The sequence below is a fragment of the Sporanaerobacter sp. genome, from assembly GCF_047830725.1.
Taxonomy (GTDB): Bacteria; Bacillota; Clostridia; order Tissierellales; family Sporanaerobacteraceae; genus Sporanaerobacter.
In genome coordinates this window covers 128,414-152,501 of sequence record NZ_CP181252.1, presented here as the reverse complement: position 1 = coordinate 152,501, position 24,088 = coordinate 128,414, and the positions used below count along the sequence as shown (strand labels likewise).

Annotated in this window: 19 protein-coding genes; 14 read left to right on the top strand and 5 right to left on the bottom strand. The window is 29.3% G+C overall.

What is annotated here, in order from left to right:
* Positions 1–7: 7 nt before the first annotated feature.
* Genes ACFWUA_RS00795 through ACFWUA_RS00775 form a run of 5 tightly spaced genes read left to right on the top strand, consistent with a single transcriptional unit; the run spans position 8 to position 8,221 of the window.
* The gene (locus ACFWUA_RS00795) at positions 8–3,280 is read left to right on the top strand and encodes a UvrD-helicase domain-containing protein (RefSeq protein WP_416198280.1); all 3,273 of its coding nucleotides are present in this window, start codon (positions 8–10) and stop codon (positions 3,278–3,280) included.
* A gap of 29 nt (positions 3,281–3,309) precedes the next feature.
* A complete protein-coding gene (locus ACFWUA_RS00790) occupies positions 3,310–3,537 on the top strand; it encodes a hypothetical protein (RefSeq protein ID WP_416198279.1) in 228 nt (75 codons plus the stop codon).
* A gap of 12 nt (positions 3,538–3,549) precedes the next feature.
* Positions 3,550–5,484 carry a hypothetical protein gene (locus tag ACFWUA_RS00785; protein ID WP_416198278.1) on the top strand — a complete coding sequence of 645 codons (1,935 nt, stop codon included), beginning with the start codon at positions 3,550–3,552 and terminating at the stop codon, positions 5,482–5,484.
* Positions 5,485–5,486: 2 nt separating this feature from the next.
* A complete protein-coding gene (locus tag ACFWUA_RS00780; RefSeq protein ID WP_416198277.1) occupies positions 5,487–6,917 on the top strand; it encodes a TldD/PmbA family protein in 1,431 nt (476 codons plus the stop codon).
* On the top strand, positions 6,917–8,221 hold the full coding sequence (locus ACFWUA_RS00775) for a metallopeptidase TldD-related protein (protein WP_416198276.1): 1,305 nt from the start codon (positions 6,917–6,919) through the stop codon (positions 8,219–8,221). The genes ACFWUA_RS00780 and ACFWUA_RS00775 overlap by 1 nt, the downstream gene beginning before the upstream one ends.
* Before the next feature lie 20 nt (positions 8,222–8,241).
* On the opposite strand, the gene ACFWUA_RS00770 is transcribed toward ACFWUA_RS00775, so the two are convergent.
* Entirely contained in the window at positions 8,242–9,387 is a 1,146-nt protein-coding gene (locus ACFWUA_RS00770; protein ID WP_416198275.1) for an MFS transporter, read from the bottom strand.
* A gap of 117 nt (positions 9,388–9,504) precedes the next feature.
* Here ACFWUA_RS00770 and ACFWUA_RS00765 point away from each other — a divergent pair, with 117 nt between their 5' ends.
* The 6 genes from ACFWUA_RS00765 to ACFWUA_RS00740 all read left to right on the top strand — a co-directional run bounded on the left by ACFWUA_RS00765 (position 9,505) and on the right by ACFWUA_RS00740 (position 17,687).
* Complete coding sequence (locus ACFWUA_RS00765; protein ID WP_416198274.1) at positions 9,505–11,226, top strand: ABC transporter ATP-binding protein; 1,722 nt, start codon at positions 9,505–9,507, stop codon at positions 11,224–11,226.
* 70 nt (positions 11,227–11,296) lie between these two features.
* On the top strand, positions 11,297–11,683 hold the full coding sequence (locus tag ACFWUA_RS00760; protein WP_416198273.1) for a hypothetical protein: 387 nt from the start codon (positions 11,297–11,299) through the stop codon (positions 11,681–11,683).
* Positions 11,684–11,849: 166 nt separating this feature from the next.
* The gene (locus ACFWUA_RS00755; RefSeq protein ID WP_416198272.1) at positions 11,850–13,949 is read left to right on the top strand and encodes a YcdB/YcdC domain-containing protein; all 2,100 of its coding nucleotides are present in this window, start codon (positions 11,850–11,852) and stop codon (positions 13,947–13,949) included.
* A 124-nt stretch (positions 13,950–14,073) separates the two neighbouring features.
* On the top strand, positions 14,074–14,787 hold the full coding sequence (locus ACFWUA_RS00750; protein WP_416199154.1) for a response regulator transcription factor: 714 nt from the start codon (positions 14,074–14,076) through the stop codon (positions 14,785–14,787).
* A 6-nt stretch (positions 14,788–14,793) separates the two neighbouring features.
* A complete protein-coding gene (locus ACFWUA_RS00745; RefSeq protein WP_416198271.1) occupies positions 14,794–16,191 on the top strand; it encodes a sensor histidine kinase in 1,398 nt (465 codons plus the stop codon).
* Complete coding sequence (locus ACFWUA_RS00740) at positions 16,188–17,687, top strand: hypothetical protein (protein WP_416198270.1); 1,500 nt, start codon at positions 16,188–16,190, stop codon at positions 17,685–17,687. The genes ACFWUA_RS00745 and ACFWUA_RS00740 overlap by 4 nt, the downstream gene beginning before the upstream one ends.
* Here the strand turns inward: ACFWUA_RS00740 and ACFWUA_RS00735 are convergent.
* A complete protein-coding gene (locus tag ACFWUA_RS00735; RefSeq protein WP_416198269.1) occupies positions 17,674–18,666 on the bottom strand; it encodes an alpha/beta hydrolase family protein in 993 nt (330 codons plus the stop codon). The two genes, ACFWUA_RS00740 and ACFWUA_RS00735, sit on opposite strands and share 14 nt — an antisense overlap.
* Before the next feature lie 24 nt (positions 18,667–18,690).
* Entirely contained in the window at positions 18,691–19,710 is a 1,020-nt protein-coding gene (locus ACFWUA_RS00730) for an alpha/beta hydrolase (protein ID WP_416198268.1), read from the bottom strand.
* 252 nt (positions 19,711–19,962) lie between these two features.
* On the opposite strand from ACFWUA_RS00730, the gene ACFWUA_RS00725 reads away from it, so the two are divergent.
* From ACFWUA_RS00725 to ACFWUA_RS00715, 3 genes are read left to right on the top strand one after another with little or no spacing between them, the layout of a single operon-like run.
* Positions 19,963–20,826 (top strand): TraX family protein, encoded by an 864-nt coding sequence (locus ACFWUA_RS00725; RefSeq protein ID WP_416198267.1) that lies wholly within the window; start codon positions 19,963–19,965, stop codon positions 20,824–20,826.
* A 14-nt stretch (positions 20,827–20,840) separates the two neighbouring features.
* A complete protein-coding gene (locus tag ACFWUA_RS00720; RefSeq protein ID WP_416198266.1) occupies positions 20,841–21,521 on the top strand; it encodes a response regulator transcription factor in 681 nt (226 codons plus the stop codon).
* A 3-nt stretch (positions 21,522–21,524) separates the two neighbouring features.
* Complete coding sequence (locus tag ACFWUA_RS00715; protein WP_416198265.1) at positions 21,525–22,952, top strand: ATP-binding protein; 1,428 nt, start codon at positions 21,525–21,527, stop codon at positions 22,950–22,952.
* 116 nt (positions 22,953–23,068) lie between these two features.
* Here the strand turns inward: ACFWUA_RS00715 and ACFWUA_RS00710 are convergent, their stop codons facing one another.
* Positions 23,069–23,956, bottom strand: a complete 888-nt coding sequence (locus ACFWUA_RS00710) for a 4Fe-4S binding protein (RefSeq protein ID WP_416198264.1) — start codon at positions 23,954–23,956, stop codon at positions 23,069–23,071.
* On the bottom strand, positions 23,949–24,086 hold the full coding sequence (locus ACFWUA_RS00705) for a CD1871A family CXXC motif-containing protein (protein WP_416198263.1): 138 nt from the start codon (positions 24,084–24,086) through the stop codon (positions 23,949–23,951). Before ACFWUA_RS00705 ends, ACFWUA_RS00710 begins: the two co-directional genes overlap by 8 nt.
* Positions 24,087–24,088: the final 2 nt, after the last annotated feature.

Below are 24,088 nucleotides of genomic sequence, written 5' to 3'. Positions count from 1 at the left end.
GAGGAAAATGGAATTAAATAAAAATCAAAAAAAAGCTGTTGAAACTATAAACAAAAATGTGGCAGTAAATGCAGGAGCTGGTTCAGGGAAAACCAGAGTATTGGTTGAAAGGTATTTATATATACTTGAAAATGGAGATTTAGATGAGGGAAGTGAAATTGAATCAATTTTAGCTATTACTTTTACTAAAAAAGCTAGTCAGGAAATGAAAGAGAGAATAAGGAAAAATATAAAAGAAAAGTTTTTTCTAGATCCAAAATGGAGGAGAATGTATAGAGATTTAGAGAAGGGAAATATATCTACTATACACAGCTTTTGTTCAAAGATACTTAAGGAAAATCCCATAGAAGCCAATATAGATCCACAATTTAAGGTATTAGAAGATCATGAATCAGATGAAATATTATACGAAGTAGTCAAAGAAATCATATTGAAAGGAATAAATTCTTGCGAAAAAGTCTATGAACTTATGAAAAATTTCAATGTGTACAATTTGGACAATCCTATCTATACTATGATGAATTTGTATAAAAAAATAAGAAGTACTGGAATGAGTTTTGAAAAGGTAAGAGAAATCACATTGAACAATATACAAGGGGTTGAGTTCAATGAAAAAGATATTTTTTACATATTAGATGAATTTAAATATCTGATGTCAAAGAGTAGAAAGAACTCAAAGTTGTATAAATTAAAAGAGGACCCAATATGGATAGATTTTAGTCAAAGAGATAGTTATGATGAAAGTGTTTTAGATGTACTTTTATATTTAAAAGACAATATAGGAACTATGAGTTCAGAAGAAGATAGAATTTCTACACTGATAGAGACTATTGATAAGGTTTTGAAAGTAGCTGAAAAAGATAAAATAGAATTGTATGAAACTCTTATAGAATTGCTTGTTCAAATAGATTTGGAGTTTTCTAAAGCTAAGAGCAGTTTAGGATATTTAGATTATGAAGATCTTCAGATAAAAGTGCTTCATCTATTGGATATAGATGAAGTAAGAAAAGAATATCAAAGAAAGTATAAATATATAATGATAGATGAATTTCAAGATACGAATGAATTGCAAAGGCAAATAGTGTATAAATTGGCAAGTGAGAATTCAAAATTAGATAGACAAAATTTATTTATTGTAGGAGATCCCAAACAATCTATTTATGCTTTTAGGGGAGCAGATGTAGAGGTTTTCAATGATGTTATTGAGGATATAGTAGAAGTATCTAAAATAGAAGCCATAAGTCTTAAAGACAATTATAGAAGTATGAATACAGTTCTTGAATTTGTAAACTGTATATTTGAAAAAGTAATGAAGGAAAGGTATGAACCATTAGATGCAAAGATTAAATCTCCCAATGATGTAGATGTAGAAATACTTGAAAATGAGAATTTAGAAGTTCCTGATGGAGAAAGTACTGGTGAATTCAACAAATACTATGAAAGTAGATTGATAGCTAAGCGAATAAAATCTTTAGTAGATAGTGGAGATTATAAATATGGAGATTTTGCTTTGCTTTTTAGATCTAGTACAGAAGATTATATTTATGAGGAAGCCTTAAGGGAATATGGCATTCCATATTACAATTTTGGAGGGAAGGGATTTTTTAGCCAAGAAGAGATAGTGGATTTACTTAATGGACTAAAGGGGATAAGTAATATCTATGACAATATTTCATTGGTAGGAGTACTTAGAAGCCCCATGTTTGGCCTTTCAGATAAGTCAATTTATTGGCTTTTGAGAGAAAAAGAAGAGTCTATGCTATATGCTTTGAATTCCAATATTCCATATATTGAAGATAGAGAAATTAAGAAGATTCAAAGAACCAAAAAAATATTGGATTTAATGATTATAAAAAGAGATTTATTAAATGTTTATGATTTGTTGAATGAATTGTTGGAGAAAACTTATTACAATGAAGTACTCATGCTAATGTATGGAGGAAAACAAAGAGTAGCCAATGTCTATAAATTTCTAGAGATGGCTAGAACTTATACTGAAGAGAACAATGGAACTATTTCTGATTTTATAAATTATATTGAAGAATTGAAACTAAAGGAAATAGATGAATCTCAGGCTAAAATAGAATTAGAAGATGGAGATAGTGTGAAGTTGATGACTATACATAAATCAAAAGGGCTAGAATTCAAAGTTGTCATAGTTCCCCAGATGGCTAAAAGTTTCAATACGGATAAATCTCAAATATTGTTTGATAAAAATATAGGATTAGGTATAAAGTACAATGGGATTTCACCATTGTATGATGAAATAAAAGCCATAGTAAAAGAAAAAGAGGAAGAAGAAAACAAGAGAATATTATATGTGGCAATGACTAGGGCAGAAGAAAGATTGATTTTGGGAAATCAGGGGAAGAAAAGTGGATTTAAAAAATTCATAAGTGATTTCTTAGATTTTGCCAAATATGAATTGATTGAGGATTTAGATGTAAAGAAAGAGGAAGTAGAAGAGATAAGGACATTGGAAGGATTTACAAGAGAGTCTAAACCCTTCAAAGAAAATATATTTCCTATATTGGGAGAAATAAAAGGTTTCAATCAAAGGCAATTTAATATTTATTCTATATCGCAATTTTTAACATTTAAAGAATGTAAAAGAAAGTTTTTCATGACTTATTATAGGAGACTTCCCATAGATGAATACGAAGATTTTCAGTCTACTAGTACCAAAGCTATAAATCCGGCAGTTCGTGGTGAAATAGTGCATAAATTTTGTGAATTATATAGAACTGGAGTAAATAGTGAGAAACTTTTAAAAAACATAGTACAATCTTTTGGGATAATGCCTACAGAAGAATTAGCTCAAGAATTATCACCATATATCCACAATTATATTGAAAATTATAGTGAAAATTATGATAAAATTTATAGTGAGAAAAAATTTTATTACAATTTGCATAGTGGTATTGTATATGGAATTGTCGATAGAATATATATAAGTGGGAACAATATTGAAATAATGGATTTTAAAACAAATAAAGTCAAAGATAAAAATTTGTTGATAAAAAAATATTCTCCTCAAATTCAATTATATACGAAAGTATGTGAGAATTTATATGGCTTAAAGGTAAATAGGGCTTCACTTTTTCTTTTAGAGACTGGCGAAATAGTAGATATAGATATATCTGATGAAGTTTTAAATGAAAATCTTAAAGATATAGAAAATTTTATGAAGTTTGTTTGTCTTAACAGTGATATTAAACAATATGAAAGAGGGAAAATATGCAATTCATATTGCAATTTTAATGTGATTTGCAATGAATGATTGTTAAAAACAAAAAGAAGAAATTTAATATGGAAAATGAGGTGCTTAATTTGCTTATCTTTGGTATATTATTTATCTTGATAGGTATATATGTTATAATTAGTGATAAATACAGAATTGTTTACAACAACAACTACAGAGAAATAGTTAAAAAACAAGATTTTCAAAAAGATAGACTTTATAAATATAAAATAGCAATAGGAATATTGTCTATTGTTTTAGGTTCCTTTAGCATTCTTAACTATATTATATATTAAAAGGGTGTTTCTATGAAAAAAAATACTTGTCTAATGATTCTTTTAGTTACATTGATGGTTTTCATAAACAGTTTTGCCTATGGGAGTTTAGAGAAGAAAACTATAATAATAGTATTAGATGAGCTTGATTTCCAATTGGCCGAAGAAATAGGAAAAGATTCCTTTTCGATGGGACTTATGAATACAAAGGTGAGAGGAATTAATAATACTGAAAGTTATTTTATGACAATTGCTACGGGTAGAAAGGTAAAAATAAAAGAGGGAGAATTTGAAGGACTTATAAAACGGAATGATGGAAGTATACAGGTAAAAGGCTATGACAATATAATAAGAGATTTAAATAGAAAGTATCCTGAATTTACAAATAAAATCGATTTTTTTGGTGAGAAACTCAAAAGTGAAGGAATAGCTTTTATAGGAGAAGATTCTTCGTCATTGATAGCTTGTGATAAAAATGGGCTCATAGAAAACGGAGAAACGAAAGTTGTTTATGATGAAAGATGGCTAAAAGAAAAGACAAATGAGTATTTGAGAGATTCAAATATTTTGGTTTTATCTTATGAGTTGGAAGAAAATGAAGATAGATTAGAAGTGCTAAAAGGCTATTTAAAAAATTTGGACAAATATAATATTCTTATTTTTCCTAGAAAAGTTCCGACTAATATGAAAAAGGTAGTTAACAATTCACTAGTTCCAATTATGTACAATAAAATTGAAGCAAAGAGTGGAATTTTGACTAGTGATTCTACGAAAAGAAAAGGTATCATAACGAATTTAGATATATTGCCAGAAGTTCTTAATTCTTATGGAATAAAAAGCAATGTTGTAATTGGAAAGAAATTCAAAGTATTACCTAGCAAAAATACTATTGAAGAAATAAAAGTTATTTATAATGAAGTAATAAATATGACGTGGATAACATATATTTTCCACGGTATTGTTTATTTCATACAAATTTATTTTACTTATTTTTTTGTACGAAATAGAAGGGATAAATACTGGGATATAGCTTTTTATTACAATTTCATAATAATAACAATATTTATTTCTATTTTGATGGGATTTTTAGATATTCATAGAAATGTTTTTGCATATCTAATTATTTGTATAATGTTAAGCTATAGTATTTCATATATTGTAACTAATAGGAAGTTAAATGGAGCTGGAATTTTTTCTACTCTAACCTATATATTTTTGACATTGGGAATGTTATTTTATCCAGAATTTATTTATAATTCTTATATTGGATATGACAATTTAATTGCAGGTAGTAGATATTATGGGTTCAACAACGGTGCTATGGGAGTACTTTTAGCTACTTCCATTATCAGCTATTTTACAATTAAAAAATATTTGCCAAATGATACAATGGAGAAAATTTTAGCAATATTATATTTTGTGTTAAATGTGATAGTATTGTCAGCTAGATATGGAGCAAATACAGGAGGGTTTTTTACTTCTATTGTGTTATTTTTGATGGTGATATATGTAGTTTTTCTTGACAAGAATTTTACATTTAAGAATTTAATTTTTCTCATATGTTTAGGCGTATTGATTTTATTTGTCAATTTGTATATGGATTTAAATAGTTTAGATAAAAGCCATGCTGGAAGTTTAATTTATAGGGCAAAAATATTGGGCAAGAAAGAGGTATATGATATTGTAAAAGTTAAGGTTAAAGAACTTTTAATTTATACAATATCTCCACCATGGTGCATAGTGCTTTTTAGTCAAATTCTTTTTATTAAAAGTTTTTGGGATAAATTTAAGACCAAATTGCCTTATATATTGGAAGAAAGGCCAGAAATTCATAGAGAGTATATGGTCTTACTAATAACTAGTATTGTTGCGTTTATTGTAAATGACACAGGGGTTATTGCATTTATATATATGATACAATATCTTTTAGTGTTGTTTGTAAATATTTCTATTACCAGGGAGGTGTAAATATGGCAAAAACGGAGATGTCTAATTATCTATCAAAAAATAAAGACAAGCTAGTGCAAATTGTAAACGTTCTCTCTAAAGACTATAAGTATGTGTCTATATTAGGGGCAGATGTAGTGGGAAAAAGATACTCAGTACAAAAAAGTGGAATAAGTATAAGTGATAGTGATTGGACAGAAAGAGGATTTGTACTTAGAGTATATAATGGTATATGCTACTCGGAGTTTTCTTTCAATGAATTGCCAGAAGATGTAGAGGTATTGAAAAGTAAGATAAATAGCATTGCAATAGAAGATATAAAAAAATTAAGAGAATCTTCTGTTGGTATAACTAAATTTCCAATCATAAAAGAAGATGTAATAGAAAAAAGTTTTATTGGTGAAGTAGAGATACTACCTGAAAACATTACATCAAAGGAAAAAGTGGAGAGACTACTCAATATACAAAAAAAAGCTTTTAAATACTCTCAAGTATTGATAGATTTTAGGACATTTTATGAAGAAGTTCATGTATCTAAAATTTTCATATCTTTAAACAAAAAATTAGAGCAATCATATATTTGGAGTCAAGGATATCTTGTACCTATAGTGAGAAAAGGTGAAAATGTAAAGGTGAATTTCAATAGTTTTTCAGGATTGAAGGGTGTTGAATTATTAGATGAAATGGATGCTGGATACAAAAAAGCTATTGATGAAGTTATCTCTCTATTAGATGCTGAAAGAATAGTTCCAGGAGAATATGATGTTATATGTACTCCAGAAATTGCAGGACTTATTGCTCATGAGGCTTTTGGTCATGGAGTAGAGATGGATATGTTTGTAAAGAATAGAGCTAAAGCAGTAGAATATATAGGTAAAGAAGTAGCTTCAGATTTGGTTGTTATGCATGATGGAGCAGCTAGTGCTGTAGATGTTTCTTCTTATCTATTTGATGATGAAGGAGTTCTTGGGACTGATACTAAAATTATAGATAAGGGTGTTTTAAAGACTGGAATATGTGATACTATTTCAGCTTTGAGATTAGATATAGAGCCAACTGGAAATGGAAAAAGAGAATCTTTTGAGAGAAAGGCTTATACTAGAATGACAAATACTTTCTTTGAAGAAGGAAATTCAAAACTTGAAGATATGATAGCTTCTATTGAATATGGATATTTACTAGATGGCTCAATGAGTGGTATGGAAGATCCAAAGAATTGGGGTATTCAATGTATGCTCCTGATGGGAAAGGAAATAAAAAATGGAAAGCTTACTGGAAAGATAGTGTCTCCTGTTGTCATGACTGGCTATGTTCCAGATTTGCTTAAATCTATAAGCATGGTTTCAGATAGGGTGGTACTTTTTGGTTCTGGTGCTTGTGGAAAGGGATATAAAGAGTGGGTCAAGGTTTCTGATGGTGGTCCATATATCAAAGCAAAAGCGAGGTTAGGATAATGATAGAGAATATAAAAAACATTTTATCAAATATTAAAGAATTAGATGAGTGGAAGATTGTTGAAAACAAAACATCTTCTAGAGAACTGTTTTTTATAAGGCAAGAACTTGATATGAACAGGGGAAAAGAAGTGGCAAAATATACAGTTACTGTATACAAAGATTTTGAAGAAGATGGGAAGAAATACAGAGGTTCTTCCACTGTTCAAATTCATCCAACTATGACTAAAGAAGAAATAAAAAACAGTATAGAAGGAGCTGTTTTTGCTGCAAGTTTTGTTAAGAATGAATACTATCCTATAAATGAAGGAGAGTATTTAGAAGAAGTAAAAATGGAAAGCAATTTTGACAATGATACTGTGTCTAATTATTTGCCCAAAATATCTAAATGTCTCTTTGAAGAAGATGTATATGAAAATGGTTATATAAATTCATCTGAATTGTTCTTAAATAAAGTGTATATTAGAATTGTTAATTCTAAAGGATTAGATGTTTCTTATAGTGGCTATTCTGGTATGCTTGATCTCGTTACAAACTGGAAAGAAGAAAGTGAAGAAATAGAGATTTCTAGGAATATTGAATTTACAGAATATGATGATGAAATGATAAAGAATGAAATAAGAGATATGCTTAAATTGAGCAAGGAAAAAGCAATTGCTAAGCCTACTCCAGATTTGAAAACTTCTACTATTATTTTAAGTGGAGAGCCTGTAAAGGAGTTTTTAAAATATTATTATATAAATGCTAATGGCAAACAGATATATGATGGGATTTCTACCTATAAGGTGGGTGAGTGCGTACAAGGGCAAGAGGTCATAGGAGATAAAGTAAATCTTTTATTGGATCCAAAGCTAGAAAATTCTACTTATAGTGCTCCTTATGATGAGGATGGAGTATTCCTTGAGAAAACTCAAATCATTGAGGATGGAGTACTTAAAAGATATTGGGGAGATATGAGGCATTCTTATTATCTAGGTATTGAACCAACTGGAAATATTAGAAATTTCATAGTTAAAAGTGGAAGCAAAAGTATAGAAGAAATGAAAGCATCTCCATATATTGAACTTATAAGTTTTTCGGATTTTCAAATGGATCCAATGACTGGTGATTTTGGAGGAGAAATAAGACTTGGTTGGTATTTTGACGGAGAAAATACGCTACCTATAACTGGCGGTTCTATTTCTGGGAATATAAATGAAGTAGAAAAAGAAATGTATTTTTCTAGAGAATCACAAAAGCTAAACAACTTTTTAGGACCTAAAACTATAAAATTATCCAATGTATCCTTGGCAGGAATTGAATAAAAGTAAAAAAGCCTTGATATTTAATCAAGGCTTTTGCTTACATTAAAAAACAAAAATAGAGCTACAATACTTGATACAGAAGCAATAGAAGCAATCAATTTATATCCTCCAAGATTATACAAAAGTGGTCCAATGAGGGTGAATAGGGTTATCATCATTGCATTGGTGAAAAATAAAAGAGTCATAAAGGTAGTCCTCTTTTCTGGATATATTTCTGTACATATGGCTTGATAGGCAGTCCACCCGCCATCTAATCCAAAAGCAAAGGTGAATATAAGAGCAATTGTTAAATATAAAGATTTTGAATAGGGCATAAGTGATAGAGCTAAAATCATTATAGTATAAAATATTTTTGTAAACTTTTGTTTTCCAATTTTGTCAGCTGCAAAAGTAGACATAGTGATTCCTAAAACAGTGCCACAGGCTGCAGCCGTATAGACATATCCAATTTGAAGCTGGTTTAAACTAAAATCTTTGCTGAGCCAAATACCTAAATAGCTGTAGATAGTAAAAGGAGCAGTTACAGTTAAAAACTGAATGATTAAAAGTTTAAGTCCAACGGGATCTTTCAATATATTTAATACATCATTAGAATCTATTTTTTCATTATTAACTTTCTCAGATTCTGGAAGTTTTATAAGCAAAAACAAACATATTATTCCCACTATTGCAAAAGGAATATATATTCCTTTTAAATTGTCAAAGGACTTAATCATAAAGGTGGCATATAGAGGACTGGTAAGTAGAGCTAGTCCAAAAGCTATTCGAAGTATTCCAGAAGCTTTTCCTCGCTTTTCATAGGGAACAAAATCACTTATATAAGATATGACTGAGGCATTTAAGGAAAAGTATCCAATTCCTATAAAAGTTCTACCTATGGCAAATAAGGATGGGGAATGTGAAATTCCACTGATAAAAGCACCCAATACAAAGAAAATTAATGAGGTAAATATGTATTTCTTTTTTCCATATTTATCGGCCCATGTTCCCAAGAGGGGTATCAAAAGCCCTACTATAGAAAAACCTAAGTTCAATGTGATTACAGAACTGGCTTTTATATTAAAGAAACTTGCTAGATATGGAGCTATGGCACTGATCAAATTGAATTCCATAGAAATTATTATGTGAATTAGAAAACCAGTTAAGAATATTAAAAATAAATCCATAAATTGACCTCCCTTTAACTGTACTAAATACAATTATACAATATTGTCAGTTGAATTTGTATCAAAAAAAGAATATAATATTCGTGAGTCGAAATATATTTTAAGGGGGAATAGATATTGCTTAAAAAATTTACATCTTATTATAAACCACATATGAAGTTGTTTATATTAGATATGGTATGTGCTTTTTTCATATCTGTTTTAGATTTGGTATTCCCTGTAGTGACGAAAAATTTCATAAATGACTATATTCCAAATGGGAATATAGATCTACTATACAAATGGACCATTTATTTGGCTATACTGTTTGTATTGAGATACATAAGTCAATACATTGTAAACTATTATGGTCATGTTGTGGGAGTTAGAATAGAACATGATATGAGAAAAGATGTATTTGCTCATTTACAGACTTTATCTTTTACTTATTTTGACAACAACAAAACTGGACATATAATGTCAAGAATAGTTAATGATTTGAGGGAAATAACAGAACTTGCTCATCATGGTCCTGAAGACTTATTTATATCACTAGTCATGCTAATAGGATCTTTTATTATACTTTTGAGAATTGAGTGGAGACTTACTTTAATTATATTTGCCTTTGTTCCACTGATGATATGGTTTGCTATTTCTAAGAGAAATAAAATGTCTGAGTCTTTTAGACAAGTTAGAAAACGAATAGCCAATGTAAATTCTCAACTTGAAAATAGTATTTCTGGTATTCGTGTTGCTAAATCTTTTACAAATGAAGATTATGAGATAGAAAAGTTTGCTGAGAACAATATGGAATTTAGAGAGGCTAGAGAAGCTTCCTATAAGGTAATGGCTGAGTTTATGTCAGGAATAAACTTTATGTCTAATATGCTAAATTTAATTGTACTAAGCCTTGGAGGAATATTTGTATATAAGAAATATATTGACTATGGAGAATTGGTTGCATATTTGTTGTTTGTAAATTACTTTTTACAGCCTATTAGAAGGCTAACGGAATTTGCTCAACAATATCAAGATGGTATGACAGGTTTTGAAAGATTTATAGAAATAATGAATATTGAACCAGATATTAAAGATAAAGAAGATGCTATAGAGCTTAAAGATGTAAAGGGAGAAATTGAATTTAAAGATGTATCTTTTAGTTATAGCAATGGAAAAAAGACAGTTTTTTCAGGTATAAATTTAGATATAAAACAAGGCAAAACTGTTGCCATAGTTGGCCCATCAGGTGCAGGGAAAACTACTCTATGTCATTTGATACCAAGATTTTATGAAATAGATGAAGGACAAATACTTATTGATGGAGTAGACATTAGGGATATAAAATTAAGATCATTAAGACAAAATATAGGATTGGTACAGCAAGATGTATTTTTGTTTACAGGAACTATAAAAGACAATATATTATATGGAAATCCAGAAGCCAGTGATGAAGAAATAGTTGAAGCAGCTAAAAAGGCCAGTATTCATGATTTCATAATGACTCTTCCAAATGGGTATGACACATATATTGGAGAAAAGGGTGTTATGCTTTCAGGAGGACAAAAACAGAGGATATCTATTGCCAGATTATTTCTTAAAAATCCTCCTATATTAATTCTTGATGAAGCAACTTCTGCTTTAGACAATGAAACTGAAATAGCTATTCAAAAATCTTTAGAAGAACTTTCTCATGGTAGGACTGTTTTAGTTATAGCTCATAGGTTATCTACTATAAAAAATGCTGATGAAATAGTTGTATTGACCAATAAAGGGATAGAAGAAAAAGGAAAACATGAGGAACTTCTTGAAAAGAAAGGAGTATATGCAAATCTTTATAAGTCACAATTTAAAGAATTATAGCATAGACAAGTTCCCAAAAAACCTCTCTACTCATAGGATGATATTGTAATATATTTGGGGAGGTTTTTTTATGGATTATAGCTTTGATATTTCATATCCAGAACTATATTATCGTATATATCCAAAAGTAATGAGTACAATCAGCAAAAATGTAGATAATCTATCAGTTGCCGGAAATGTTTCGGAAGATGAGGTAGACAAGATGGTAGATGAAGTCTATGAACAAATGTTAGCTGAGTGTCCAGAAATAGGTGAAGATCCCATGGAAAGACGACAACGCTATTCTAGGTACAAAGCTATGCAACGACCTTATTATGGCAGGGGAAGAATTGTAAGAGACATAATAAGCATCATACTTATATCAGAACTACTTAGAAGGAGGTATCCCTACAACTACTATGGATATGGTTCAGGGTACGGATATGGTCCAGGGTATGGATATGAACCTTGGGACTAATATGAAATAAGCCTTAGGGCTTATTTTTTTGCTTTCAATGTAACTAATTTGTAACTAATATTTCCTCTACATGAAGTATAATATAAACATAGAGAAATATTCTAAAAGTGGTATACTTGATTATTTTTTTAAAAAATTCAAAATTTTAAAACGAGGGGGCTTTGTTATGAAGAAGAGAGTTTCAGCAGTGTTAGCAATTGTTATGATTTTGACATTGATTCCAATAGGTTCCTTTGCACAACAAAATTTCGATAAACAGTTGAAAGAAGCTATTACAAAGAGTAAAGAATTGTTCAATATTGGAAAAGAGTATGACAAGTTTAGTTCTGATGTAAGCTCTTATGACGGGAAAACAGCTTTTCATTTAAATTGGTCAGACAGCAAGGAAAAGCTTGGCAGTATAAATGTTTCCGTAACAGTAGATGGAGAAATTTTAAGTTATTCAAAATATAAACCATATTATGGAGAAAATAGACCTAAATTGCCAAAGGTATCAAAAGATCAGGGATTAAAGATTGCAAAAGATTTTATTGGGAAAGTAAGCCCAGATATTGCAAAGAATATGGAATATGTTGATAGAGATGAACAATTGGATATTTATTCAGATTCATACAATTATTTCTTTACAAGAACTGTAAATGGAATACCTTATAGTGAGAACAATATCAATATAACTGTGGACAATATAACTGGTGAGGTAAGAGATTATTATACAAATTGGGATAAAGATATAGTATTTTCTGAAGCAAAAGATGTAATTTCAAACGAGAAAGCTCAAGAACTATACAAAGAAAAGATTGGATTGAAATTAATTTATAAGACTTCTTACATGGAAACAGAACCTAGATTATATTTAACTTATGCATCTCTTAGAAATGATGTAGGTATAGATGCAAAGAATGGAGAAGTTGTTCAAATTGACTATTATGGTCCATACTATGAGGGCATGGATATGCATATGGGAGCTAAAGGAGAAGAAAATGCTGAAGATTTGAGTCCAGATGAACAAAAGGCTGTGGAAAGCGTGTCTGGACTTATATCAGAGGAAGAAGCAGAAAAACTTGGTAGAAAGTATTTAGAGATAGATAAAGATTATAAATTGGAGTCGGCAAATTTATACAAAAACTGGAAGAACAAGGGAGAATATAAATGGTATTTAGGTTTTGTGAAAAATGTAAATGGTGTAGAAAAGTATTCAAATGTAGCTATAAATGCAAAAAGTAAAGAGCTTATTTCTTTTTATAGATGGGCTGATGTAAATTCAAATAAAGAAATTAAATATAGTGAAAAACAGGCTTTAGATATTGCAAAGAATTTTATAGCTAAAACAAATCCTGAAAAGGTAAATAATATTGAATTTATAGAGTCAATTTCTGATTCTAGTAGAGTTGAGGGAGACCCTCAAAAGATAGTATATTTAAATTTCATGAGAATAGAAGATGGTGCTTATGTATTAGATGATGCCATAAGGGTTTCTGTAGATTTGACAGAAGGAAAGATTATTGAATATGAGATAGATTGGTACAATGGGAAACTCCCATCAAAAGACAAAGTTATATCTATAGATGAAGCTTATGATATATTGTTTGATAAAATAGGAATGGAAGTTAGATATACAGTGCCAAGTAGATATGACAAAATAGATAACAAGAAATTAGAAGCTATATTGGTTTATGCTTTAAAGAAAGATAGACCAAATGATATAGATGCAAATACAGGGGAAATTTTAGATTATCAAGGAATGCCATATGTGAAAAGAGAAAAGATTAGCTATAAAGATATAGATAAAAGTTATGCAAAGGATAAAATAAATATTTTAACTCAATATGGGATTGGATTTCCTGGAGATGAATTTAAACCTAGTGAAAAATTGACTCAAAGAGATTTCTTATTTTTACTTGCAAAAGCCAACAATTCCTATTTAGGTTCAGATATTTTAAATAATGATGAAAAGTTGTATTCCTACTTGATGAATACAGGTATTGTAAAGGATGATGAAAAGGCACCAAAAAAGATAATTACTAAAGAAGAGGCTATAAAGTATATAATTAGAGCATTGAAATATGACAAGGTTGCAGATTTGAATAGCATATATAAAGATTTATTTAAAGATACAAAGGATATAAATCCAGAACTAAAAGGATATGTATCAATTGCCTATGGACTAAAAATTGTAGAAGGAAATAATGGATATCTAAGGCCAAAGGCAGAACTCAAAAGAGAAGATGGAGCAAATTTAATTTACAATTTCTTGTTCAGCAATTAATATATATAGGAGAAGGGAAGGTGAAATTAGCCTTCTTTTTTCTTTTGTAATAAATTTGTAACTAATGAAGAGATATAAATGGTATAATTTAATATATGAAAAAGTAACAAGAGGTGAATTTTTGATGGAAGAAAAAAAGCACACTATATTAGTTGTTGAAGACGAAGATTCTATAAGAAAATTTATAAAAATAAATTTAGAGAGGCAAGGATATTATGTCATAGAGGCTCCTACTGGAGAAGAAGGGATAGCAAATGCCAGAAATGAAGAAATAGATGTAGTAGTTCTAGATATAATGTTGCCAGGGATAGATGGATATGAAGTATGCAAAGTACTTAGAAAAGAATTTCCCACTATAGGTATAATAATGCTAACTGCTAAAAGTCAAGACATAGATAAAATCACAGGGCTAGAATATGGAACAGATGACTATATGGTGAAGCCTTTTAATCCCACTGAGTTGGTATTGAGAGTCAAATCTTTAATTAGAAGAATAGATTTGGCAAGTGCAACTAATGATGAAGAATTCATAGTAGATGGACCGTTTAAAATAGACACATATTCAAGAATATTTTATAAAAATGAGAAAGAAATTGAATTGACACCTACAGAATACTCTATTATAAAAATTTTCATGGAAAATCCCGGGAAGGCATTTAAACGTGATGAAATACTCAATTGGGTATGGGGATATGATTTTTTTGGAGATTCCAAAATAGTTGATGTGAATATTAGAAGATTGAGGGCCAAAATAGAAGACAACCCTAGTGATCCTCAATATGTTGAGACTGTTTGGGGAATTGGATATAGATGGAGAAATAGGGAGGATGAGGAATAGAGGATTATGAAAAAGAGTATTAGAACCAGACTTGTAGGAAATTTTATGCTCGTAATTTTTATTACTGTTGTTATATTGGAGATATTTTTGATAAATGCGGTTAAGCATTATTATTATGAAAGTGTAGAAGCACTTTTGTCTAATCAAATCATGTTTTCTTCTGATTTTTATTCCAGATATTTTTCTTCGACTTCAATAGAGGATTTAATCATTGATGATGTAGATGTTTTTTGGCAACAAACGGATGCAGAAGTACAGATATTAGATCTTAAAGGGAATATTCTTATGGATTCCATTGGAGTGTCTTTTCCAAATGTTGTAATGTCAGATGACGTTGCAAAGTCTTTAAAAGGAGAAAAGGGAACTTGGATTGGGAATGTAGATTATGACACTTCTCCCGTAATGGCTGTATCATATCCACTTATGTCGGAAGGAAAGATAATAGGTATCATACGGTTCATAACTTCTCTTAGAGAAACTAACAGAACTATTAAAAGCATAGCTATAATTTTTATTTGGATTGGGGTTATAGTTATATTTATTTCTGGACTTGTGAGTGTTTTTTTGGCAAATACTATTGTTAGGCCTCTAAAAGAAGTGACATATGTAGCTCAAAAGATGGCTAGTGGACAATTAAAGGTAAGAAGCGAGAAAAAATTTGACGATGAAATAGGAAAACTTTCAGATACTTTGAATTTCATGGCAGAAGAGCTCATAAAAAAAGAAGAATTAAAAAATGATTTTATATCTTCTATATCTCACGAACTTAGAACACCTTTGACTTCAATTAAAGGTTGGGCCATAACTTTGAAATCAGAAGAGTTAGATAATCCATTGATAAAAGATGGATTAGATATTATTGAAAAGGAAAGCGACAGACTTACTTCTATGGTTGAAGAATTGTTGGATTTTTCAAGATTTGTTTCTGGCAGAATAAAGCTAAACAAAGAAGAAATAGATATAGGGAAAATAATGAGTCAAATAACTAAACAGCTTACTCCTAGAGCAAGTTTAAAAGATATAAATATTGAATTGCATATAAATGAAGAATTACCTCATATTATTGGAGATGAAAATAGGATAAAGCAAGTATTTATAAATTTAATAGACAATTCACTTAAATTTACTCCTGAAGGAGGGAAAATAATTTTCTCTGGGAAAAGTAAAGATAATATGATATTGATTTGTGTAGAGGACAATGGCTGTGGTATTCCCAAAGAAGATTTACCTTATGTAATGGAGAAATTTTACAAGGGTAAAAATGCCAAATCCCATAGTGGATTGGGTTTATCAATAAGTGATGAAATAGTTAAATTGCATGGAGGATATATAAAAATAGAAAGTGAAGTAGATGTAGGAACAAAGGTATCTGTATTTTTACCTGTTGGGGAGGAAGTAATATGAGAAAATTAAATTTAATTGCTGTACTAATTGTTTTAATTCTAATTCTCACATCTTGTGGTTTTAAAGATATTGACACTAATGAAAAAATTATATCTCCAAACAACAATATTCCTCCTATATCTGGACAATGGAAAATAGATAAATATAAAAGGGCTAGTTCAAAAGGTCTTTCTGACGAAGAGGTAAATAAAATAATAGATAAAAAAGCGCTTTTTCATAAGAAAGTTGTAGTCATAGGAGATGATATATATTTAAGTCCTTCATATAAATTGAAAAATGTAAATTCTTTAGATTATTTATTGTATCAGTATAAAGTAAATCCAGATTTTTTAGGCATTAGAAATAAGAAAATGCAAGTAATATCTATGTCTAGTGAAGAACAATTTTACTATGAATTTATAAGGGAAACTGATGATGAAATGATAGTAAATATTGATGGTGTATTTTTCCATTTAACTAAAATATCAGACGAATTAGATGATAAAGAGATAAATAGCTATATAGAAAAAATAGCAGGAAAAACTAAAGCCTTAAGTACTAAAGAAGATGAAATATTGAGATCAGGTATTATATTAGGACTAAGATATTATGAAGAAGGAGAATCTCAAAATGAAGAAGGTGAATATAAATATAGGACTATTTGGATTTGTAGTAAAAACAAGACTGTAGATAAAATATATGAAACAGAAAACTTATTTGTTCCTAGAAAATCAGGGTTTTGGAAAATTGGAGTGGATAGAATATCTATAGAAGAAAATATAAAAGATATTATATATGCATATCCAGCAAATAAGAAGTCAGATGAAATGGGATTTGAAGAAATACCTTATGAAGATAATTACAATACAAAAAAGCAAATCAATTATGTTGGTAATAATTATATGGTTGTAGAAATAACTGAAGGACAAAACAGAGCAAAATCAACTTTACAGGTACTTCCTATAGACAATATAAAAAATGCAAATCCAATAAAAATATCAGATATCGCAGGAGAAAGTGGTAAAAATGCTTTCTATGAAGGGGCAACAAGGTATTTTTCTACAGATTCTAAATTTCAAAACAAATATATAGATTTGAAACCAACAGAAGAAAATTTTGGAATTGTCAGGAGAAATGGACATTGGGTTATGAAAGGAAGAATTAATTTAAATGAAGAAAATGAAAAATCCTATGTGGATTTTAATATAAAGACTATAACTCCAAAAGAATTGGTTAATTATGATGAATTGGCTATATCGTGGAATGCGGTCAAGATGAGAGTTCCACAAGCAACAGATGTTTATACATCACCCAATGGAGATATAGCAGTAGTATTGACTCATAATAGTTTGATGGTATATGCTATTGAGAATGGTGAATTGTCCCAAGAGCCAATAAAGAAGATAAAACTCAATAGCGGTGAAAAAGTAGTTATGAATGAATGGGCAACAGGAAAATATATTTATATTTGGGAAGAAGAATTCTTAAAGAATATGGTTTCTATCATAGATGAATAGCAAAAGCTTTTTTTATAAATCTAGCGGTTTTTTCTAGTATATTTACAGTTGCCAAATCATTTAATCTAGTGTCAAAAGAATGTCCACCATTTCTATGAACTAAAAATTCACATTTTACATTGTGAGTTTTTAGTTCTTTTATTAATTTTACTGATGAATAAAAAGGTACAGTAGTATCTTGTTTTCCATGTACAACTAGACATGGAACCATGTTTTCGCTTATCCAGTTTATTGGAGAATAATAATCATAGATTTCTTTTTTCTCCAAGGGATTAGCTTTTAGAGTTTTTTTAGCGGAGAATCTAGCAAATAAAGACTTATTTTCCGTAATAAATATATCATTTAAATCAGATGGAGCATAGTAAGCAACTACTCCTTTTATACCTTCCATTTTTTTGTCATCCTTAATAAAAGAATTATAAGTTGAATACAATAGGGAAAGATGTCCACCTGCAGATAATCCCATAAGCACAATATTATTTTTATCTATATTCAGTTTTTCACTATTTTTCTTTATATAATTTAATGCATCAGTATAATCAGATAATATATCATCCATACTATTTTTTATTCCATATCTATAATCTATACTACACGCGCAAAAACCCTTTGAAGCTAAATACTTGCACCATGAAACATTATTTTTTTGATTTCTAAAACCTGATATCCAGCCACCACCATGACAAAAGAAAACTAATGGATATGATTTTTGGGGAGGGCTATTTGGATACCATATATCCATTTTTAAATCTTTTTCATTTGATTTTTTGTAAGAATAGGTTTCATAATTAAAATTCTTTTTTGGTTCTAGAGGAAGTTTAGATGTCAGCAATTTCCCAAGAAATATTATTATAGAAATAATGAAATAATAAAATGCTAAAGTAAAATCTACAAAGGAAAGTAAAATAAATATTATATATAAATATATTTTGTTCACGATAAAAAAAGATTTTTTAAAATTTTCCTTTAATTTGCTCATAAATTTTCTCCTAATGTAGATAAATTATTTTAAAGGCATGATTTTTAAAGGTTCCTCAAATTTTTCACGAGTAAGCAAAGCTTTTTTAGCTTTTTTGTCATTGATATTGGTTTTATGTAATATATATTTTGCCAAGATATATTCAAAAGGTAACCAATTTACATGACTTATAGGCAATACTCGTCTTTTTGCTCCTTCCATTTCATTGTAAAGAGTTTTTCTTGAGTCTATTGGAAGTGTAAAATCAAATAGTGCATCTACAAAAGTTACATCAGACATATTTAGCAAATGCGCATAAGATATAGGATCTATTTTAAATAGTGGATGAATATCTTCGCTATTTATGATTTCGGTTAAAGACATATTCTTAACTTGGGGAAATTGTTCATCATAAATATTGTACAATTGTGCTTTGTTATCTAGAAAAAAATTAGCTTTATACCCATTTTTAAATAGTTTTCTAACAAAATTTGCTGCTGGAGATTCATGAAGTATTTGAGGAAGATGTCCGCCTGTAGTCATAAATAGCTTATGATTTATTCTATTATCTAGACAAGCTACTATAGATGTAATCATGCCTCCTAGACAATAGCCCATTAAGACATTATTTTCCTTCCAGCGTCCTTCTTGTTCTAGCAAATCTATTGTACTTAAAGTATCTACAACGGCATGTTCCCAAAACTGGTACATCAAATTTATATCTGGATACAAAAAACTTCTTCCACTGACAGAATTGTTTTCAACTCTCGTATAATTTCCAGGAAGAATAAGTATTGTTGTATTTACACCAGCAGATGCCAGATGAGGTCCAATCCAAAGTAAAAATTTCACATTTCTACTTCCCAATCCATGAAGTACCATAGTAGAAGCACGAACTTCTTCCTTGGGTTGAAAATTGTAAAACTCAACACTTTCAGTTCCAGGAGCTGGATTTCTATACAGAGTTTTATATCTTTCATAGCTACACCTGTAGTTTCTTCCCTTAAAAATATATCCAGATACATATTCAATTTTTTTCTTTTCATAAGTAAAATCAATATTCATAGAAATTCCCTTCATTCAAGTGTTTTCTCTATTATACCACAAAAATCACTCTATTAATTATCAAAATCTGTGCATTCGATGCACTGGGGATGCACTGGGGACGGTTCTTTTTGCATCAAATTTATCTACCCGGTGCATCATTCGAGGCATCTCCCCATATTTAAATAAACTTTAATCTTTTATATAAACTTTATAAATTCTTTATAATTGAATGTTAGATTATATAGAGAATTTATAAAGGGAGGAATCAATATGGCTTTAGAAGATAGTAAAAAAGGATTTAAAGGACTCACAGGATTTCAAATTAAAATTTTAGCTCTAATATTTATGCTATTTGATCACATCCATTACTTTTTTGAATTTACAGGTAAAGTACCCGTCGCATTTTCGTGGATTGGTAGATTGGCAGGAGATATGTTTTTATTCACAATGATAGAAGGGTATACTCATACTTCTAATAGAAAAAAATATTTTACAAGGATTTACTTAATGTCTGTATTTATGACACTTATAAAATATATAATTCAATTTTCCAAGCCACTTCAAAGAGGAGATGGATTTTGTCCTGAAAATGGCATATTTTCGACCTTTGTTATTTTAATTATTATATTTAAAGGAATAGATTATATAAAAGAGAAAAAGTTTTTTAAAGGTATTGGATTGACACTGTCTCCATTTTTAATAAGCTATGCTATAGCTTTTATTTTTCAACTTTTAATTATTCCAAACATGTCAATGGATACTGCAAATCATATTTATGTGATAGTATCTAGTTTTATTCCATCGCCATTTTTAGTTGAAGGCGGATTGTATGTGATTTTAACTGGTATTATATTGTATTTATTTCGTGAAAACAGAAAGTTACAATGTATATTTTTCGCAATATTTGTATTAACTTGGATGATAGGCATGCCTTTAATGTATATTAGACCTATTAGTCTAAAACTTATGTTTACAGATTATTATGAGTGGATGAGCGTCTTTGCAGTAATCTTTATGTTTTTGTATAATGGAGAAAAGGGCAAATCTATGAAAAAATTATTTTATATATTTTATCCAGCCCATATCTATATATTGTATGGATTATCAGTTTTAATTTATTATTTAAAATACTAATTAGGAGGACTACTATGGAGACTATCCTTGTTGTAGATGATGAAAAAGATTTAGTTATGATAATTAAAGACTCACTTGAGGCTAATGGATACAATGTTTTAACCGCCTATAATGGCTTTGATGGGATTGAACTGTCTAGAAAAAAACCAGATCTAATTATTTTAGATATTATGATGCCAGATATAGACGGTTTCAATGTCTGCAATCTTATAAGAGATAATATAGATTGTCCTATACTGTTTCTATCAGCAAAGGATAGTGAAGTTGATAAAATCAAAGGACTTGCTATTGGCGGTGATGACTATATAACTAAACCTTTCAGCTTAAAGGAATTAGTTTCTAGAGTTAAGGCCCATTTGAGACGTGAAAGAAGAAAAGCAAAAAAAGAAGACAATAGCTATTTAAATTTTAAAAATTTATCTATTGATTTAAAAGGTTTAAATGTAAAGGTAAATAATGAAGATATAAACCTCACGAAGAGAGAATTTCAAATAGTAGAACTTCTAGCTTTAAATCCAGGTCAAGTATTTTCAAAAGATCAAATATATGAAAAAATTTGGGGCTATGATGGGCTAGGAGACACCTCTACTGTTACAGAGCATATTAAAAAAATTAGATTTAAGATAAGCTCTATTGACAAAGAAAATAAATATATTGAAACTGTTTGGGGATTAGGTTATAAATGGGAGGCCTAAATTGTGAAAAATAAAGGCTTTAAAAGACAATTTGTAGTGACTTTCATTAAAATATTGGTTTTAAGTTTAATTTTTTCTGCACTTTCTTTTTTCATATGGCTTAAAACTTTTAACCATATTTATTATCCTGCTAATTATTATGAAAAGCAAGTTGGGGATATTGTAAAAAAAATTTATGAAAGTCATGACAATGTATTAAACAAAAGTTTTGAAGGAGAAATGAACGAGATAATACCTCATAAGGGAATGGGCTATCAAGTATTAGATAGCGATGGAAATATAATATATGGAACACTAGATAAAAAGATTATAGAAAATAGAAATGATCTAGTTACTAATATAAACTCTACAAAACCCTTGAATGGTAAATATTTTGCCAAAATCATTCCTATTTTAGATAAAGATAGCAATGTTAAAGGAGCTGTTGTATTAAATTATAGTTTAGTAAGTACACAAAAAACTGATAGTACTGTATTATTCTTATTGTCTAAATCAATGCTATTTTTACCGTTTATATATATAATTATATTTACATTTATATATGCTAAGAAGTTAAGTAAAGAAATAAATAAACCAGTAAATATACTATTAGATGCATCTGAAAAAATTAAAGATCAAGATTTAGATTTTACCATTGAATATGATGAAAATAATGAGTTTACAAAGCTTTGCAATGCCTTTGAAGACATGAGGGTAAATCTCAAGGACTCTCTTATAAAACAATGGGATTTAGAAGAAAAAAGACGAGAAAATGTAGAGAGTATTGCTCATGATTTAAAAACACCTCTCACTATTGTAAGTACTTACTCTGAAGCTTTAATAGATGGTGCAGTTAAGGAGGAAAAAATTAAAGACTATATAGGAGTAATTAAAAGAAATAATGAAAGGGCTTTAATATTATTAGATGATATGAACAAGATATCTAATATTGAAAATCCTAATTTTATTTTAGAACCTATAGAAATTAATATTATAGAATTTTTAAAGCTAAAAGAAAAAGATTACAAACTTTTATGTGATGAAAAAGGAATAGACTTTAAAATTGAAATCATAGATTCAAGGGAAAAAAATTTCATAGATAAATTTGATATTAAGTCTCTAGAACAAGTATTAGACAATTGTATATCCAATAGTATTAGATATACTGAAAAAGGCGAATCAATAAAATTAAATGTACTATGCAATGACGAAGAAACAATCTTTTCTATAGTAGATACTGGAAAGGGATTTAGCAATGAGGATCTAAAAAATATTTTTGACAAATTTTATAAAGGGGATAAATCTCGTTCATTTACAACAGGACATTCTGGTTTGGGCATGTATATAGCTAAAATTATGGTTGAAAAACATGGAGGAAATATCAAAGCCGAAAACAATAATCCAAAGGGAGCTATTGTTAAATTTAATATAAAACCAAAACGTGGTATCTGATGCACTGGGGACGGTTCTTTTTGCATCAAATTTCAAAATAATATAAAAAACAAACAGCCTCAGCCCGACGAAATACCGAGCTTTGGCTGTATAAGTTGAGAAATCCTAATTTAATTTTAATTATTTTGATTCACATTAGTTGTAGCTTTGATGCGTTTATGTTTTTCTACGAGTAGACCACTTTTTATAGCATTGTTTGGACAAGAACTGATACAGTCACCACATCTGATACATTCTGGACTGTTGGGAGTTTCATAGGGTTTGATATTCATTTTACAGTTGTTGGTGCATGCATTACATTTTGTACACATATTTTCATCAATTTTAAAACTGTATAGACTGATAGGATTGAACAATGAATAGAAAGCACCTAATGGACATATATATCTGCAAAATATCCTATATATGAATATCGAAAATATTATGATAAATATTAATATGAAAAATTTCCATCTAAAAAGAAATCCTGTTGCATTTCTTAAATTTTCATTTGCCAGTAGAAGGGGTATACCTCCTTCAAGGGTACCAGCAGGACAGATATATTTGCAAAAATATGGGTCACTCATTCCTAGATCATCTTGAAGGATTAGTGGCAAAGTAAATACAAATAATGCAAGTATAGCATATTTTAGATATTTAAGTACATTATTTAATTTTCGTGGTACTGATAATTTTGGTGAAGGTATTTTATGCAACAAATCTTGAATGAATCCAAAAGGGCAGAGCCAACCACAAACAAATCGTCCCAATACAATTCCTATTAATGTTATAGTTCCAAATACATAGTAGGAAAAGTTATATTTCATGCTTCCAATCACGGCTTGGATAGAACCTATAGGACAAGCTCCTAATGCTCCTGGACAGGAATAGCAATTAAGTATTGGAACACAGAATTTTTTTGCATTTCCTGTATATATACGACCTTCAACAAAACCTTTTATATTTCCGTTGGCAGCAATAGAAGATATAGTTTGAGTTAAATGTCTTTTTTTATTACTATCCAATTCCTATACACTCCAAGCATATATTGATAGCTTTGTTAAGAACTGTTGCTACCTCACCTCTACAGATACCTAAAAATATCGATAATATACTACCAATAAAAATTATATTTCGTATAAAAAATTTTTTCATTT

Bases quoted from the DNA above. Each gene is read 5' to 3' on its own strand.
- ACFWUA_RS00795 (WP_416198280.1), top strand. From the start codon at position 8: ATGGAATTAAATAAAAATCAAAAAAAAGCTGTTGAAACTATAAACAAA.
- ACFWUA_RS00790 (WP_416198279.1), top strand. From the start codon at position 3,310: ATGGAAAATGAGGTGCTTAATTTGCTTATCTTTGGTATATTATTTATC.
- ACFWUA_RS00785 (WP_416198278.1), top strand. From the start codon at position 3,550: ATGAAAAAAAATACTTGTCTAATGATTCTTTTAGTTACATTGATGGTT.
- ACFWUA_RS00780 (WP_416198277.1), top strand. From the start codon at position 5,487: ATGGCAAAAACGGAGATGTCTAATTATCTATCAAAAAATAAAGACAAG.
- ACFWUA_RS00775 (WP_416198276.1), top strand. From the start codon at position 6,917: ATGATAGAGAATATAAAAAACATTTTATCAAATATTAAAGAATTAGAT.
- ACFWUA_RS00770 (WP_416198275.1), bottom strand. From the start codon at position 9,387: ATGGATTTATTTTTAATATTCTTAACTGGTTTTCTAATTCACATAATA.
- ACFWUA_RS00760 (WP_416198273.1), top strand. From the start codon at position 11,297: ATGGATTATAGCTTTGATATTTCATATCCAGAACTATATTATCGTATA.
- ACFWUA_RS00755 (WP_416198272.1), top strand. From the start codon at position 11,850: ATGAAGAAGAGAGTTTCAGCAGTGTTAGCAATTGTTATGATTTTGACA.
- ACFWUA_RS00750 (WP_416199154.1), top strand. From the start codon at position 14,074: ATGGAAGAAAAAAAGCACACTATATTAGTTGTTGAAGACGAAGATTCT.
- ACFWUA_RS00745 (WP_416198271.1), top strand. From the start codon at position 14,794: ATGAAAAAGAGTATTAGAACCAGACTTGTAGGAAATTTTATGCTCGTA.
- ACFWUA_RS00740 (WP_416198270.1), top strand. From the start codon at position 16,188: ATGAGAAAATTAAATTTAATTGCTGTACTAATTGTTTTAATTCTAATT.
- ACFWUA_RS00735 (WP_416198269.1), bottom strand. From the start codon at position 18,666: ATGAGCAAATTAAAGGAAAATTTTAAAAAATCTTTTTTTATCGTGAAC.
- ACFWUA_RS00730 (WP_416198268.1), bottom strand. From the start codon at position 19,710: ATGAATATTGATTTTACTTATGAAAAGAAAAAAATTGAATATGTATCT.
- ACFWUA_RS00725 (WP_416198267.1), top strand. From the start codon at position 19,963: ATGGCTTTAGAAGATAGTAAAAAAGGATTTAAAGGACTCACAGGATTT.
- ACFWUA_RS00720 (WP_416198266.1), top strand. From the start codon at position 20,841: ATGGAGACTATCCTTGTTGTAGATGATGAAAAAGATTTAGTTATGATA.
- ACFWUA_RS00705 (WP_416198263.1), bottom strand. From the start codon at position 24,086: ATGAAAAAATTTTTTATACGAAATATAATTTTTATTGGTAGTATATTA.